A 14,690-nucleotide genomic window follows, 5' to 3' on the forward strand; every position below is an offset into this window, starting at 1 on the left:
TGGCTACTTCTACATCCCAGGCACCGAAACCTGCCTGCGTATCCATGGTTATGTTCGTTACGACGCAAAGGGTGGCGATCGCGTTTACGCTCGTACGCCTGGCGATCTGGACCGTGACACCTGGGGCAAGAACGCCCGTGCAACGCTCCGCTTCTCGACCGCTTCGGAAACCGAACTCGGCACTCTGAAGACCTTCACCGAACTTCGTTACAACTGGAACGGCGGCGGCGACGGCGAAGAAGACGCATACGGCTCGAGCGAAAACAGCTCGCTGCGTTATGCTTACATCCAGCTCGGCGGCCTGCGCGTTGGTCTCGATGAATCGGCCTTCGTAACCTTCCCTGGTTACCTCGGCAACGTCATCAACGACGACGTGATCCTCGCTGGCGGCTACCGCACCAACCTCATCAGCTACACCTTCACCGGCGGCAACGGCTTCTCGGCTATCCTGTCGCTCGAAGAAGGCGGCAACGGCGACTCCGACGTTGACGTAACGCTGAACGACTACACGCCGCACATCGTTGGCGGTCTGAAGTACGCTGGTGGCTGGGGCTCGATCGCAGCTGTTGCAGCTTACGACGCTCGTAACGAAGAGTGGGCCGGTAAGGTTCGCGGCGACGTCAACATCACGGATCGCTTCTCGGTCTGGGTACAGGGCGCTTACAAGTCCAACGACGACGAATACTTCGCTACGTCGGATGGTAACGGCGGTTTCTACACCTACCGTGGCATCACCAGCTTCTACGGCACGTGGGGCGGCGACTGGGCTGTCTGGGGTGGCGCTGCATTCAAGGCAACCGAAAAGGCTACCTTCAACCTGCAGCTCGCTTACGACGACACCAAGACCTTCGCAGCAACCGCAAACGTTGCTTACGAACTGGTTCCTGGTTTCACGATCACCCCGGAAGTTTCCTACACCAAGTGGGACGACGAAAACATCAGCCTCGACGGCAAGGATGCCTTCCAGGGTATGGTTCGTTTCCAGCGCTCGTTCTAATCCCTCTGGGATTGTTCACAAAGAACCCGGCAGCATCGCTGCCGGGTTTTTTGTTTGCGGATTTTCACGGTTGCGATCTTGCTTTCACCGAAATCTCGGTCTTTGTACGAATAGAAAGCGGCTTGTGTTCCGCAGCTTCGCATTCGATAATTTCCAGCGTGGAGACGCCACGACATGTTCAAATGGTTTTGGCCCGGAGTTACGTGGACCACAGCGCTGACTGCGCTTGCGCTCTGGTTTGGTGCCGATCGGGTCGAGACGGATATTGCATCACGTACCGGCGAAGCATTGGCTCCATATGTATGGACGGGCTTTGATGTGGACGGTCGCGATGTGACGCTTAAAGGTATTGCGCCCGATCCAGAGGCTCAATCCGCTGCGAAAATGGTGCTGGAGCAGGTGAGGGGGATTCGCGAAATCACCGATCTGACGAGTGTTCTTCCGCTCGTGTCGCCCTATTCGCTACAGATAAAGAAGAGTGCAGACGGAATCATTCTATCTGGTTCCGTCCCTGATAATGATGTCAGGGACCGTATCATGACGGCGGCTGAAAGTGCGGCTCGGGGCATCCCGCTTGATGATGAAATGGCCGTAGGCCGAGGCAGCCCGGCGAATTTCGTTGATTCGGTGGAGTTTGCCTTGCAATTTCTGTCGGCTCTGCGGGAAGGAGAGATTGAGATTTCAGACCTCAACATCTCTGTCAAAGGCAAAGCTGCAGACGATGCCAGCTATCAAAAGATAGAATCCCGGTGGCACTCCCCGCTTCCTTTCGCTCTGAAGGCAGGACGGGTAGAGATTGGCGAACCTTAGCTTTTACGGCGAGGAAGGCTGACGGAATCTCGAATTTCGTCCCCTGTTAGTTTTCTGTTCGGAATTGACAGCCCGCCTGTTCGAGCCTTTCCTTTCTCTTTATGAATAGGCATAGCGGATCATATGTTCCATTTCCGGAATAGAAAGCGGACCTGACAATGCTTTATTTAGCCGTATCGTTTTGGCCGGTTCTCGTTGTAGCGGTTTTAATCGGTGCGGGTGTGGGCTGGCTGACCGGTTCGAAATAGTGGCGGCAAATTGGGGGCGGGGAAAAATTGACGACGATTATGTTCGTCAGGCTTGAGTAATTTGGAGTACGAGGAAACCATATGCCGTTGCTGATTGTTCAACTGGCTGTTCTTGTTGCCATCGCTTTTGTTATTGGCTGTGTTCTGGGTCGTTTCGTGCGGCGCAGAAGTGCGGCGATGCCGGATCACGAGCGTACAATTATTGCAGCGGCACACGCGACATTGCCAGTTGCTGAAAAGCCGGAAGCGTCAAATAAGATCTCTTCCCCGGCAAAAACTGAAGAACCCAAAATCTCATCCCAACCGCGTGAACCGGAGAAGCTTCAGTTGAAAGCTGTGCCCGATGCTGAAGTGGTCGGGAACTGGCCTTCTCGGGAGGAAAAGGCGGGGGCTGAGGCAAATGCCGAGCCTGTACGCGATCCGGGCCGACCTGAGCTTTTGGAAGCTGCGCGCCTTGGAAAACCTGATGACCTTACCGTCATCAAGGGCATTGGCGGGGCGGTTCAGGGATTGCTCAACGGGATCGGCGTGTTTCATTACGACCAGATTGCCGGCTGGAATGAAGACGAATCGCGCTGGATCGAGCGAAACATAGGCTTTCCGCGCCGTGTGGAGCGCGAAGACTGGAGCGGGCAAGCCACCAAGCTGGCGAATGCAGCAAATAAAGCCAGTGCTAGGAGATCGGAAAAGCCCGGCAAAACAGCGACCAAACCAAGATCGCGACGGACAAAAAAAGCAGGCGAATAGCCTGCTTTTTCATTTCAGAGCATTTCTACTATTTCAATATAAGTGCGAAGTTTTCTAGCGCCGACCGTAAATCAGATCGGTCTGTATATCCGCACTTCCGGTCAGGCGGGCCTTATAGACTTCGTAGTTTTCCATCACGCGCTGAACATAGTTGCGTGTCTCGGAGTAGGGGATACGTTCGATCCAGTCGACGACCTGATCGATAGGCTTGCCACGTGGATCGCCATATTTCTCGACCCATTCGGATGCGCGGCGAGGGCCTGCATTGTAACCGGCGAAGGTAAGAACGTAAGACCCATTGAAACGGTCAAGCTGCTCGCCGAGGAAATGGGCGCCAAGCGTCGCATTATACCCTGCATCCGTCGTGAGGCGTGGCGCGGAGAAGCTCATGCCGTTGCGGGTCGCCACGCTTTTGGCCGTTGCTGGCATAAGTTGCAGCAGACCGCGTGCGCCAGCTTTTGAAACCGCGCCGACGTTGAATTCACTTTCCTGCCGGGCAATAGCATAGGCTAGAGCCTTACCTGATCCGCTTATATTGGCATTGGCGGGAATTGCGCCAAGCGGATGCGAGAGAGCACCAACATCAAGACCTCGCAATGCAGCATTTTTGCCGACGCGCAGCGCCAGATAGTGGTTCTCGTCGCGCTCGGCCATGACCGCCAGCAGAGCCAGTTCGCCGACACTGTCGAGTTCCTGCGAAAGCTGATTGTAGAGCGTCGTTGCGCGACTGCTATAGCCGACCTGTTCCAGCCGCTTGATTGCCTGCACGGCGGGACGGCCCGCAAACCGCGCGCGATCCGCTTCCGTTGGTCTTGGATAGATAAGCTCAGGTGCTTTTTCGCTCAGTTTGGCTGCCGAAAGCTGTCCGTAAAATGTTGTGCCGAAATGGGCGGAGCGGCGATAATAGTCGCGCGCATCGCCACCGCTACCTGCTTCGGCCGACCGTCCGAGCCAATAGAAAGCACGAGACGCCGAAATCGGACGCGAGGAGATTTCTGCGATCTTGGCAAAATGTGGCGCAGCCGTCTTCGGCTGGTTCAGGGCGCGCAGTGCATACCATCCGGCATGGAATTCCGCTTCTGCGGCCATTGTGGGCGATTCGGCGGCGTGGGCCGAAACCAGCTTGTAGGCGAGCTGCGGTTTGCCAAGGTCGAGCAGTTCCCGTGACAGGATGCGGCGTTCGACCCACCAGGCATCCGGATCGACAAGCGCCGACGCCTGACGTGGTGCCTTGAGCATGAGGTCTGTCGCCTCGTTATAGCGTTCGGCGCGACGCAGATAGCGAATCTTCAGGAACTGATAGGCGGCGTTTCCCTGCCACGTGCGGTCGACGTCCGCTATCGCCTTGGCGGCATTCGGAGACTTCTGTGCTACTGCCGCAAAAGCGTTGTAAAGCGATTGGGCCTGTGCCGGACCTGCAAGCAGTTTTGCGGACTGCATACGGTCATTATAAAAAGAACGCAGAATACGGCGCTGATGATCTTCGCGCGTCAGAACGTCAGAGAACTCTTTCAGGATCTTTTGCTCGTCATCGGCTGATAAGCGCTGTGTAGCCCACCATGGTGAAAGCAGTTCGCGCGCTTTGCCCGCATTTCCAGTGCTGACATAGGAGCGGGCAAGAAGAATCATGCCTTCTGTAGTCTGCGGGCGCGTATTGCCGAATGTTGCGATTACGGTCGCAGGAGCTGGATTTTCCTTGAACAAGGCCCGTTCAGAGTTACGGCGCAGAACCGATGTCCCCGGCCAGCCGCGCAAATCTGTTGCCGCCGCTGCAATTTCAGCGCTCGGCACACCATCAAGACCGGATGTCGCGATAGCCCACGTCAGAATCTGGCGGTCAAGCGAACCACGAGGAATCCCGTTGCGGAATGCGATAGCACTTGCCGTGTCACGGGAGGAAAGGGCATCAAGCCCGCTTTTCAGCGTTCCACCAATCGCTGCCGGGTTTTCCATGCGGCTGACTGCTGACGTCACGACCGGATCAGGCGTGGCCGGACGCGGTTTCGGTGTCACCAGATTCATCGGCGACTGGTGTGTCGTCGTCGGTGCAAAGGGACGCGCAAGCGGGGTGGGAACGCCGGACGGCAGCGAGGATTGGGCGAGCGAAATCACCGGCTGCAGAGCAACCGCAACAAAGCAACTCGCGAGGAGAGCTTTTCTTTTCAGGGATATCGCTGCGACTTGTTTTGACATTGGCTAACTAGAACAAAGACTTGGTTGATGTGCAATATGTTGTTGAAATCCGGCTTTTCTTAGCCCGGTTTTTGACTGGCTATTTCAATGATGAGGATAGGCTCAAGGAATGAATCTATCCTTAATAAAGCGTTATCGCTTCGGTGTTGCCGCATCTTGGTTGTTTCGGGCCGCCGATGTTTCTAAAGGCAATCGAGCGAATAGCCGGTGGAGCTTGGGGATCGCTTTAAATTTTGTCGCAAAACTGCCGTATTGCCCTTGTTTTGCCTGTATACCCCGCTTGCTCCACTCGTGTGGCAAGACTATTGTGCAACGCCTCAACCCGGTCAGAAGCCCCAGAGTGATCCCAAGCTGATCGGTGGAATGAGGTCCAGTCTTTCTTTTTTCAGGAGTTCACTAATGCTGAAGGGCTCAATTACCGCGCTTGTCACGCCATTCGATTCCGAAGGAGCGTTCGACGAGAAAGCCTTTCGCGCATTTGTAAACTGGCAGATTGAAGAAGGCACCAAAGGGCTCGTCCCAGTCGGCACGACTGGTGAAACACCGACCCTGTCGCATGACGAGCACAAGCGCGTCATTGAGGTTTGCATTGAGGTTGCAGCTGGTCGCGTTCCCGTGATCGCCGGTGCAGGTTCCAACAATACTGTGGAAGCGATCGAACTGGCGCAACATGCCGAAAAGGCTGGCGCTGATGCCGTTCTCGTCGTCACGCCTTACTACAACAAGCCGAACCAGCGTGGTCTTTACGAACATTTTTCGCGTGTGGCCCGCTCCATTTCGATCCCGCTCATCATCTACAATATTCCCGGTCGTTCGATCGTCGACATGACACCGGAAACGATGGGCGCACTCGTTCGCGATCACAAGAACATCGTGGGCGTCAAGGATGCGACTGGCAAGATCGAGCGCGTATCCGAACAACGCGCAACCTGCGGCAAGGATTTCATCCAGCTTTCCGGTGAAGACGCAACGGCTCTTGGTTTCAACGCCCATGGCGGGGTAGGGTGCATTTCGGTGACGTCCAACATTGCGCCGCGTCTTTGCGCCGAATTCCAGGATGCATGTCAGGCCGGCGATTTCTCCAAGGCACTCGAATTGCAGGATCGCCTCATGCCGCTGCACAAGGCACTCTTCATCGAGCCAAACCCGTCAGGCCCGAAATATGCGCTGTCGCGCCTCGGCCGCGTGGAAAATGCCTTGCGCTCGCCGATGGTGACTGTGGAAGCCGCGACGGCAGAGAAGATCGATCAGGCCATGAAGCATGCGGGTCTGGTCAACTGACCCGTCAAGTTTACCGCTTTCGCTGATTTTTACGCTCCCGTAGCTTCGGGAGCGTTTTCATTTCAGGCATTGCACATTATATGGTGCCATCATGAACAAGCCCAAGAATTCTCCTGTGCGCAAAATCATCGCGGAAAACCGCAAGGCGCGCTTCAATTTTGAAATTCTAGATACGCTCGAAGCCGGTCTCGTCCTGACCGGCACCGAGGTCAAGTCGCTGCGCGCCAATCAGTCCAACATAGCGGAGAGCTATGCGAGCTTTGAGAATGGCGAGTTCTGGCTTATCAATTCCTATATTCCGGAATATACGCAGGGCAATCGTTTCAACCACGAGCCGCGGCGCTTGCGCAAACTGCTCATCAGCAAACGCGAAATGTCCCGCCTGTTCAACTCGGTATCACGCGACGGGATGACCGTGGTGCCATTGAAGCTTTACTTCAATGATCGGGGTCGCGCGAAGCTGGAACTGGCGCTGGCGCGAGGCAAGAAGACTCACGACAAGCGCGAGACGGAAAAGAAGCGCGACTGGAATCGTGAAAAGGCTCGCTTGATGCGGGATAAGGGATAAAGATCAGCAAAGTATGAGAGCGCCTCAGGCGCTCTTTTGATTCAGATAGTCGCGTACATTCCGGAATACGGTTCGGAACATGGTATCCGTCAACCGCCCGGTATTGGTGTTATAGCGCGAGCAGTGATAGCTGGAAAAAATGCGCAGGCTGCCAATGTCGCTTGCCCGGTCGTGACCGAAGGGATGTCGCGCAACCGGCGCACCAAGTGCACGAACCGTCGATTGATGCGCAATCGTTCCCAGTGTGACGATTGCCTGCAGATTCCGAAATCGGGTCAGCATCGGCAACAGGAATTGTCGGCAATTGTTGATCTCGGCGCCGATGGGCTTGTTTTCCGGCGGCACGCAGCGCACCGCATTGACGATGCTGGCATCCAGCAGGCGCAAACTGTCGTCAGGACGAGCCTCGAACTTGCCAGTGGCAAAACCGAATTCACACAGTGTGCTGTAGAGCAGATCACCGGCATAGTCGCCGGTGAAGGGGCGTCCGGTTCTATTGGCGCCGCGCAAACCTGGCGCCAGCCCCACAATCAGGAGCCGAACATCGTCATCATGCGCTGGCAGAAACGGTGGAACCGGTGAATTATGCCACGAAGGCTCCTTGCGGCGCCATTCCTGCAGGAATGCGTGCAGCCTGGGGCAGATATCACAGTTGGGAGATGGTTCGGAAATCATGCCCCTGCATGAACCGGCTCGACGACGGCGTCAATAGCTGTCGTCGAGATCGTCATCCTGGCGGCGCGGTGCGCGTTCCGACGGATCGCGGCCAATCTCAGCCTTGAGCGAGACCAGATCGATGAAATGATCGGCCTGGCGGCGCAGTTCATCGGAAATCATGGCCGGCTGGGTGGTGAGGGTCGAGACAACCGAAACCTTGCGGCCCTTGCGCTGAAGTGCTTCGGCAAGTGAGCGGAAATCGCCGTCGCCTGAGAAAATCACAAAATGGTCGACTGTATCGGTGAGCTGCATGGCATCGACTGTCAGTTCGATGTCCATATTACCCTTCACCTTGCGACGCCCGGTGGAATCCGTGAATTCCTTGGCAGCCTTAGTGACGACCTTGTAGCCGTTATAATCCAGCCAGTCGATCAGCGGGCGGATCGAGGAATATTCCTGATCTTCAACCAATGCCGTATAGTAATATGCACGAAGCAGATAGCCACGCTTCTGAAATGCCTTCAAAAGCTTCCGATAATCAATATCGAACCCCAGAGTTTTCGAGGCGGCGTATAAATTGGCGCCATCAATAAAAAGGGCAATTTTTTCACGAGAATCGAACATCGTGCAATATATCCACTCTACGGCCGGACGGGAGTGGACCGACGACCGCTTATCAGTTTGTTTTCTAAACGGCGGGTGGTATCAAATTTTACCAATGCGTTTATTGCCTTCTAAGGATATATCACAGAAAAACAAGCAACCATGGGTTGTTATTTACCTGCACAAAATTACCTATAAGGGAGTCTTGTCTCAGTAATCCCGTTCTGGCTTACAAAATATTGTGCCGTTTTGACGCGCCGCCGTGTTTTATCGGGTGAATCCATGAAATTGACGTTCTTTTGGCAGATTTCATGAGTCGAGGCACGAGCAATTCCGCTTTTGCTTGTAATTTGGCTCCACAAGCGTTATGTGGGGAAAAATCCAATAAAGTTCGAGAAATGAAAGGGACCGCGCATGGCCCGCGTCACTGTTGAGGACTGCGTAGATAAGGTCGAGAACCGTTTTGAACTGGTTCTGCTGGCTGGTCACCGTGCTCGCCAAATTTCCCAGGGTGCACAGATCACCATCGACCGCGACAACGACAAGAATCCTGTTGTTGCGCTGCGCGAAATCGCTGATGAAACCCTGTCGCCAGATGATCTGAAGGAAGATCTCATCCACTCTCTGCAGAAGCATGTGGAAGTCGACGAGCCAGAAGCCGCTGCGCCTGCACAGATTGCTTCGTCTTCGGAAGAAGTTGCAGAAGGCATTGCAGACGCTGCCGAGGAAGATGTGGTTGCTTTCGACCGTATGTCGGAAGAAGAGCTGCTCGCCGGTATCGAAGGCCTCGTCGCACCAGAGAAGAACGACGACTTCTAATCGTCGTTCGAATTATTTCTCTTTGTGCATGCGTCGCGACTTTCCAGTCGCGGCGCATGTTTTTATGCGCCGACGGTTTACACACTGACTGGTCGAGAAGTTTCTGAATGCTTGTTGCCGGTTAGAATGACCAGATGACGAGCGATTTCTGCCGGAAATTAATATTGTCGGCAGAAAATTAAGCCTAAACGTCGAGAACTATTCGATTTTCGGCGATTTTGGGTCACAATGCCCGGTATGTGTGCAGGTACAAGTACCGGTTTCGAAAGGGAGTTCTCGTAGATGATGCGCCAATATGAGCTTGTGGAGCGTGTTCAGCGATACAAGCCTGACGTGAACGAGGCGCTTCTCAACAAGGCATATGTCTATGCCATGCAAAAGCATGGCAGTCAGAAACGTGCTTCCGGCGATCCCTATTTCTCCCATCCGCTCGAAGTCGCTGCGATCCTCACCGATATGCATCTGGATGAAGCGACGATTGCAATCGCGCTCCTGCACGACACGATCGAAGATACGACGGCCACTCGGCAGGAAATCGATCAGCTCTTCGGCCCTGAAATCGGCAAGCTCGTCGAGGGACTGACCAAGCTCAAAAAGCTCGACCTCGTTTCGAAAAAAGCAGTGCAGGCGGAAAACCTTCGCAAGCTGCTTCTGGCGATTTCAGAAGATGTCCGCGTGCTTCTGGTGAAGCTTGCGGATCGCCTGCACAATATGCGCACGCTGGGCGTGATGCGGGAAGACAAGCGCCTGCGTATTGCCGAAGAAACGATGGATATCTATGCGCCGCTTGCTGGCCGCATGGGTATGCAGGATATGCGGGAAGAGCTCGAAGAGCTGGCCTTCCGCTATATTAATCCGGATGCATGGCGCGCCGTGACGGATCGCCTGGCCGAGCTTCTGGAAAAGAACCGCGGCCTGCTGCAGAAGATCGAAAAGGACCTGTCCGAGATTTTCGAGAAGCATGGCATCAAGGCCAGTGTGAAGAGCCGCCAAAAGAAGGCGTGGTCGGTTTTCCGCAAGATGGAAACCAAGGGCCTTTCCTTCGAGCAGCTTTCCGACATTTTTGGTTTCCGCGTGATGGTCGACACCACGCAGGATTGCTATCGGGCACTCGGTCTCATTCATACGACGTGGTCGATGGTTCCGGGCCGGTTCAAGGATTATATTTCCACGCCTAAACAGAACGATTACCGGTCGATCCACACCACCATCATCGGTCCGTCGCGCCAGCGTATCGAGCTACAGATTCGCACACGCGAAATGGATGAGATTGCGGAGTTTGGTGTCGCAGCCCACTCGATCTACAAGGATCGTGGCAGCGCCAATAATCCGCACAAAATGTCGACCGAGACCAATGCTTATGCATGGCTGCGCCAGACAATCGAGCAGCTTTCAGAAGGCGATAATCCGGAAGAGTTCCTTGAACACACTAAGCTAGAGCTCTTTCAGGATCAGGTCTTCTGCTTCACGCCCAAGGGCCGCCTCATTGCTCTGCCGCGTGGTGCGACGCCGATCGATTTCGCCTATGCCGTTCACACCGATATCGGTGACAGCTGCGTCGGTGCGAAGGTCAATGGTCGCATCATGCCGTTGATGACCGAACTGAAGAACGGCGATGAGGTCGATATCATCCGTTCCAAGGCGCAGGTTCCCCCTGCGGCATGGGAGTCGCTTGTTGCAACCGGTAAGGCGCGCGCAGCCATTCGCCGCGCGACCCGCTCGGCTGTCCGCAAACAGTATTCGGGGCTTGGCATGCGCATTCTGGAACGCGCATTCGAACGTGCCGGTAAGCCGTTCAGCAAGGATATTCTGAAGCCAGGACTTCCGCGTTTGGCACGCAAGGATGTAGAGGATGTGTTGGCCGCAGTCGGACGCGGAGAGCTGCCGTCCACCGATGTGGTCAAGGCGGTCTATCCGGACTATCAGGACACACGCGTCACATCGCAGAATAGTCCGGCGAAGACTGGCGAAAAGGGCTGGTTCAACATCCAGAACGCTGCCGGCATGATCTTCAAGGTGCCTGAGGGCAGTGAGGATGCAGCGAAGACCGATGCGGATGCCGTGGCGAAGCCCGGGAAAAAGGCGCTGCCGATACGCGGCACCAACTCGGATTTGCCGGTGCGCTTTGCCCCGGAGGGGGCCGTGCCAGGAGATCGCATCGTCGGTATCCTGCAGCCCGGCGCCGGTATAACGATCTATCCGATCCAGTCGCCTGCGTTGACAGCCTATGACGATCAGCCGGAACGTTGGATCGACGTGCGCTGGGACATCGATGATCAGATGAGTGAGCGTTTCCCGGCTCGCGTCAGCGTATCGGCCATCAATTCGCCCGGCTCTCTGGCGGAGATCGCGCAGATCGTGGCTGCTAACGACGCGAATATTCACAATCTCTCCATGGTACGCACCGCACCGGATTTCACCGAGATGATTATCGATGTCGAGGTTTGGGACCTCAAGCATCTCAACCGTATCATTTCCCAATTGAAAGAAAGCGCGAGCGTCAGCGGCGCGAAACGCGTGAACGGATAGGATTAAGATGAACACCGAAGATGTGCTTGCCGTCTTCCGCGAAGCGGGAGCGATCCTTGAAGGCCACTTTATTCTTACGTCAGGCCTGCGCAGTCCTGTTTTCCTTCAGAAGGCGCGTGTTTTCATGCATGCCGACAAGACGGAAAAGCTATGCAAAGCGCTTGCAGAGAAAATCCAGGCGGCAGATCTTGGACCTATCGATTATGTGGTTGGTCCGGCAATTGGTGGCTTGATTCCCTCCTACGAAACTTCACGCCATCTGCGTGTTCCGTCGGTCTGGGTAGAGCGCGAGAACGGTGTGTTCCGCCTGCGTCGTTTCGATGTGCCGAAGGGCGCGCGAGTCGTTATCGTGGAAGATATCGTCACGACCGGACTTTCCATCCGCGAAACGATCGACTGCATGAAGGACCTCGGCATTGAAGTTGTGGCTGCGGCCTGCATCGTCGACCGCTCGGCGGGCAAGGCGGATGTTGGCACGAGGCTGATTGCTCTCGCCGAATATGAAGTTCCGGCCTATCCTGCGGATAAATTGCCGCCGGAGCTTGCTGCAATTCCGGCTGTGAAGCCCGGTAGCCGCAACATTTAAACAAGTACACCGACGGCTTTTGAAACGCTGCGGGGGACGATACACCCCTGCGGCGAAATTCCGCTTTGCAGGACGCGTTCTAGTTACCTATTTAAGGGGTAACTGCAAAAACGTTCTTCCAGCTTCCACAAACAGGGTTCCATCGTGAGTGTAGCGCCTATCAGATTCGACCCCAGATCGCCTTACCGTGCGCCATGTGGGGTATGCGTGGATTGCGATGTCCGACGAACGGCGGTTTGTGCGGCACTTGACGACGGCGATCTCGGTGCTCTCGAAGCAATCATGACGTCTAAGCGTCTCGATGCCAATGAGCAGTTGGTGGAAGAGGGGGAGCCGAAGCGCCGTGTCTTCAGCCTGACCTCCGGCATGCTGCGAATCTACACGTCGCTTCCGGATGGACGTCGGCAGATTGCAGGTTTCCTGTTCCCTGGCGACTATCTCGGTCTGGCTGACGACGAGACGTACTCCCAGTCTGCTGAAGCGGTCGTACCGTCGGTTTTGTGCGCCTTCTCCACCAGAGAGATGGATGATCTGATGGAGCGTTTCCCGAAATTGAAGGAGCGTCTGCACCAGATGACGCGGGCAGCTCTTCGCACGGCGCGCGACAATCAGCTGGTTCTCGGGCGCCTTGCACCGGTGGAAAAGCTTGCGAGCTTTCTTCTGATGCTGTCCGCGCGGGCTGAAAAGCGCGGCGAGAAGCCGAACCCGGTGCATCTCTCGATGAACCGTACCGATATTGCCGATTATCTCGGCCTGACCATTGAAACTGTCAGCCGGAGCTTCACAAAGCTGAAGACTCAGGGGCTGATCCAGTTGCTTGACGCCAATACGGTTGAGATCCTGTCCCGCCGGTCTTTGGCGGCCGTTGCCGGAATGGACCCGGAAAACCTCTGAATTCAAGCTGCCATCCCTAAAAGCCGGGTGTATTTCCGTTGATTCAAATCAATGCAGCACCCGGCAGAACAGCCTATTCCTGATCATAGAGATTGATGCGATCCGTTGCAGGATTGCACGTTCAAAATGGGGAAAACAGGTGCTGTTGTGGCTGGGAATTGCAATATCGGCTGTCATGCATGCGGGCTTCCTTGCCGCATCATGCCGTCTTGCCCCGCGGAATGTCGCCCCGGTTCTGGTGCGCGCATATCCGGCAGGGCCTCGCCGGAGCGCCCGACGCTTAAGGTGGACGCGCTATGCATGAAGAAGCGATAAGACGCTACGCCGCGTTGGCGGTTCCCAGATACACGTCCTTTCCGACAGCTGCTGATTTCATGCCTGTGGGGGTCGATACGACTCATCGTTGGTTGCGCCAGATCGGACCGGAAGAAAGCGTCTCCCTTTACATCCATGTGCCTTATTGCCGGCAGCTCTGCCATTATTGCGGTTGTCATGCCAAGATGGCGGTCCGCAACGACGTGGTCGAAAACTTCAGCACTTCTTTGCTCAGCGAAATCGAAACTGTCAGCAAGAGCCTGACAGCACGGCCCAGTGTCGTCCATCTTCATTGGGGCGGTGGTACGCCCTCAATTTTGAACCCGCGTCAGTTTACGAGCATTCTGGCCGCTCTGCGCGTTGCGTTCGATTTTGCGCCTGAGATGGAACACGCCATCGAGCTTGACCCGCGCACGGTTACCCCACAGCTGGTGCAAACGCTTGCGCTCATGGGAGTCAACCGCGCCAGCCTCGGCGTACAGGATGTCGATGCCGAGGTTCAGAAAGCCATCGGTCGCATTCAGCCGATAGAAACGGTTGCTAAGGCTGCAACTCTGCTGCGGGAAGTCGGCATTGATCGCCTCAACTTCGATCTTATCTACGGCCTGCCGTTGCAGACCGTCGAGACATTGCGTGAGACTTGTGAAAAGGTTGCGGTGCTCAAGCCTGACCGTGTTGCCTGCTATGGCTATGCGCATCTTCCGCAGCGGCGCGCCAATCAGCGCCTGATCGATGCAAGCCTTCTGCCCGATGCTGACGAGCGCTTCGCTCAGGCACGTGTGGTGGCGGACAGCTTCATCGGTTTCGGCTACGAGCCGGTGGGGATCGATCACTACGCATTGCCGGATGACAATCTGGCCGTCGCTGCGCGCAATGGAACGCTGCACCGGAATTTCCAGGGCTATACGGATGATCGCTGCCAGACATTGATCGGTCTCGGACCGTCATCGATTTCGCAATTCCCCGGTGGTTATGCCCAGAATATCTCGGACGTGAAGCAATATTCCAAGCGGGTTGAAGCGGGCGACCTTGCAACGGTTCGCGGTTATGCCATGCGCGAAAGTGACCGCATCCGTGCCGGAATCATCACAGCCCTGATGTGCAATTTCCGGGTCGATCTGAATACCACGGCGCCGGGCGTGGAGTTTTCCGACGAGCTGGCCTTGTTGCGACCTCTGGTGGCTGACGGGCTTGTGGAAGTCCGCAGTGGTGTCATCAGCGCAACAAGCGACGGCAAGCCGCTGATCCGTCTGGTTGCGGCTGCTTTCGATGAATTTCGCAGGGAGACGATGCACGGCTTCAGTTTCGCCGTCTGAACTTGCGTTGGAACAAAGAGATAGAGCGGATGATGCTCTATCAAGAGAATGCTGCTGCACCGGGCCGTCAAAAGGTCAGTAGCATGGGAGCACCGCCGTTGGGGGACGTGCGGTGCTCCACTATTTT

At 55.7% G+C, this 14,690-nt stretch carries 13 protein-coding genes; 10 read left to right on the top strand and 3 right to left on the bottom strand.

Translation table 11 applies throughout. From position 1 onward, the window contains the following. The 3 genes from CES86_RS15955 to CES86_RS15965 form a co-directional block, all read left to right on the top strand. Positions 1-997 (top strand): porin (locus CES86_RS15955; RefSeq protein WP_094514884.1); only part of this gene is annotated, 997 nt, incomplete at its 5' end. A 174-nt stretch (positions 998-1,171) separates the two neighbouring features. Beyond that, on the top strand, positions 1,172-1,807 hold the full coding sequence (locus tag CES86_RS15960) for a BON domain-containing protein (RefSeq protein ID WP_094514885.1): 636 nt from the start codon (positions 1,172-1,174) through the stop codon (positions 1,805-1,807). A 329-nt stretch (positions 1,808-2,136) separates the two neighbouring features. Beyond that, a complete protein-coding gene (locus tag CES86_RS15965) occupies positions 2,137-2,802 on the top strand; it encodes a 50S ribosomal protein L21 (protein WP_094514886.1) in 666 nt (221 codons plus the stop codon). Positions 2,803-2,856: 54 nt separating this feature from the next. On the opposite strand, the gene CES86_RS15970 is transcribed toward CES86_RS15965, so the two are convergent. Next, entirely contained in the window at positions 2,857-4,995 is a 2,139-nt protein-coding gene (locus CES86_RS15970) for a lytic transglycosylase domain-containing protein (RefSeq protein WP_192802347.1), read from the bottom strand. A 399-nt stretch (positions 4,996-5,394) separates the two neighbouring features. On the opposite strand from CES86_RS15970, the gene dapA reads away from it, so the two are divergent. Further along, positions 5,395-6,276, top strand: a complete 882-nt coding sequence (gene dapA, locus CES86_RS15975; RefSeq protein WP_010661626.1) for a 4-hydroxy-tetrahydrodipicolinate synthase — start codon at positions 5,395-5,397, stop codon at positions 6,274-6,276. 91 nt (positions 6,277-6,367) lie between these two features. Next, complete coding sequence (gene smpB / locus CES86_RS15980; protein WP_010661627.1) at positions 6,368-6,844, top strand: SsrA-binding protein SmpB; 477 nt, start codon at positions 6,368-6,370, stop codon at positions 6,842-6,844. 24 nt (positions 6,845-6,868) lie between these two features. On the opposite strand, the gene CES86_RS15985 is transcribed toward smpB, so the two are convergent. Next, positions 6,869-7,519 carry a uracil-DNA glycosylase gene (locus CES86_RS15985; protein WP_010661628.1) on the bottom strand — a complete coding sequence of 217 codons (651 nt, stop codon included), beginning with the start codon at positions 7,517-7,519 and terminating at the stop codon, positions 6,869-6,871. A gap of 30 nt (positions 7,520-7,549) precedes the next feature. Continuing rightward, entirely contained in the window at positions 7,550-8,125 is a 576-nt protein-coding gene (locus tag CES86_RS15990; protein ID WP_012092419.1) for a LabA-like NYN domain-containing protein, read from the bottom strand. A gap of 393 nt (positions 8,126-8,518) precedes the next feature. Between CES86_RS15990 and rpoZ the strand changes: the two genes are divergently transcribed. The 5 genes from rpoZ (at position 8,519) to hemN (ending at position 14,563) form a co-directional block, all read left to right on the top strand. Then, on the top strand, positions 8,519-8,923 hold the full coding sequence (rpoZ, locus tag CES86_RS15995; RefSeq protein ID WP_010661630.1) for a DNA-directed RNA polymerase subunit omega: 405 nt from the start codon (positions 8,519-8,521) through the stop codon (positions 8,921-8,923). A 282-nt stretch (positions 8,924-9,205) separates the two neighbouring features. Further along, positions 9,206-11,452 carry a RelA/SpoT family protein gene (locus tag CES86_RS16000; protein ID WP_010661631.1) on the top strand — a complete coding sequence of 749 codons (2,247 nt, stop codon included), beginning with the start codon at positions 9,206-9,208 and terminating at the stop codon, positions 11,450-11,452. Positions 11,453-11,459: 7 nt separating this feature from the next. Next, complete coding sequence (pyrE, locus tag CES86_RS16005; protein WP_036585798.1) at positions 11,460-12,038, top strand: orotate phosphoribosyltransferase; 579 nt, start codon at positions 11,460-11,462, stop codon at positions 12,036-12,038. Between the two features lie 144 nt (positions 12,039-12,182). Further along, positions 12,183-12,932, top strand: coding sequence for a Crp/Fnr family transcriptional regulator (locus tag CES86_RS16010; protein ID WP_094514888.1), 750 nt, complete (start codon positions 12,183-12,185; stop codon positions 12,930-12,932). Positions 12,933-13,228: 296 nt separating this feature from the next. Next, entirely contained in the window at positions 13,229-14,563 is a 1,335-nt protein-coding gene (hemN, locus tag CES86_RS16015; protein ID WP_040129534.1) for an oxygen-independent coproporphyrinogen III oxidase, read from the top strand. Positions 14,564-14,690 lie beyond the last annotated feature (127 nt).

This window comes from Brucella lupini (assembly GCF_002252535.1).
Taxonomy (GTDB): Bacteria; Pseudomonadota; Alphaproteobacteria; order Rhizobiales; family Rhizobiaceae; genus Brucella; species Brucella anthropi.